Raw genomic sequence first — 1,813 nt, forward strand, 5'->3', positions numbered from 1 at the left:
ACCCGGACCCGGCCCGTGTCGAGCACGCCGCGCTCGGCCAAGAGGTGCAGCACCATCGCGCCGAAGCCGCCGACCGAGCCCTCCTCCACCGTCACCAGAACCTCGTGGCTCATCGCCAGATCGACGATCAATTCGGCGTCCAACGGCTTGGCAAAGCGCGCATCCGCGACCGTGGCCACGACACCCTCCGCCTCCAGCGCATCGGCCGCCTTCAGCGCCTCCGACAACCGCGTGCCGAGCGAGAGAAGCGCCACCCGCGCCCCTTCCGGACGCCGCACCACGCGGCCGCGGCCGATCGCCAGCGGTTCGCCCTTCTCCGGCAGCTCGATGCCGACCCCCTCGCCGCGCGGGTAGCGCAGCGCGATCGGACCCGTGTCGTGCGCGTGGGCGGTGGCCACCATGTGCACCAGCTCCGCCTCGTCGGCCGCCGCCATCACCGTCATGTTCGGCAGGCAGCAGAGATAGGCCAGATCGAACGCGCCCGCATGCGTAGCGCCGTCCGCGCCCACCAGTCCCGCCCGGTCGAGGCAGAACCGCACCGGTAGGTTCTGCAGCGCGACATCGTGCACGACCTGATCGTAGGCCCGCTGCAGGAAGGTCGAGTAGATCGCCACGAACGGCTTGTAGCCCTCGGTGGCGAGGCCGCCGGCAAAGGTCACCGCGTGCTGCTCGGCGATGCCGACGTCGAAGGTCTTGTCGGGATGCGCCTTGCCGAACAGGTCGATCCCGGTGCCGCCGGGCATCGCCGCGGTGATCGCCACCACCTTCGGATCGGCGTCGGCCGCCTTGATCAGGCTCTCGCCGAACACGCGGGTATAGGCCGGGGCGTTCGCCTTGGCCTTGGCCTGGACGCCGGAGACCACGTCGAACTTGACCACGCCGTGATAGCGGTCGGCGGAGGCCTCAGCCGGCGCGTAGCCCTTGCCCTTCTGCGTGACGACGTGGAGCAGGATCGGGCCCTGGTCCGAATCGCGCACGTTCTTCAGAACGGGGAGCAGGTGATCGAGGTTGTGCCCGTCGACCGGGCCGACATAGTGGAAGCCCATCTCCTCGAACATCGTGCCGCCGCCGACGATCAGCGAGCGGGCATACTCTTCCGCCGCCGCCGCGCGCTGGTAGAGCGCCTTCGGCAGCAGCTTGCCGAGCTGCTTGGCGGTCTCGCGGAGCGACCGGTAGGTGCCGCCCGAGGCGAGCCGCGCGAGGTAGGCCGACATCGCGCCGACGGGGGGCGCGATCGACATGTCGTTGTCGTTGAGGATGACGATCAGGCGCGAGTGCAGCGCGCCGGCATTGTTCATCGCCTCGTAGGCCATGCCCGCCGACATCGAGCCGTCGCCGATCACCGCGATCATGTTGCGGCGCTTCGGTGCCGGGCCGCCCCTGGCCTTGGCGTCCGCCTCCTCGAGGTCGCGCGCCACGGCCATGCCGAGGGCGGCGGAGATCGAGGTGGAGGAGTGGGCCGCGCCGAAGGGGTCGTACTCGCTCTCCGAGCGCTTGGTGAAGCCCGACAGCCCCCCGCCCTGGCGCAGGGTGCGGATGCGGTCGCGCCGGCCCGTCAGGATCTTGTGCGGGTAGCACTGGTGGCCGACGTCCCAGACGATGCGGTCGTCGGGGGTGTCGAAGACGTGGTGGAGCGCCACCGTGAGTTCGACCACGCCCAGGCCCGAGCCGAGATGGCCGCCGGTGATCGACACCGCGTCGATCATCTCGGCCCGCACGGCGTCGGCCACCCGCCGCAGCTCGCTCTCCGGCAGAAGCCGGAGACGATCCGGCGTCTCAAGACCCTCAAGGATCGTCGTGTCCGCTAGTGCCA

At 70.4% G+C, this 1,813-nt stretch carries 1 protein-coding gene; it reads right to left on the reverse strand.

What is annotated here, in order from left to right; all coding sequences use genetic code 11:
• Positions 1-1,813 (reverse strand): 1-deoxy-D-xylulose-5-phosphate synthase (gene dxs, locus E4V01_RS25260; protein ID WP_245517713.1); only part of this gene is annotated, 1,813 nt, incomplete at both ends.

The organism is Methylorubrum sp. Q1, assembly GCF_004683995.1.
In the GTDB taxonomy this organism is placed as follows: Bacteria; Pseudomonadota; Alphaproteobacteria; order Rhizobiales; family Beijerinckiaceae; genus Methylobacterium.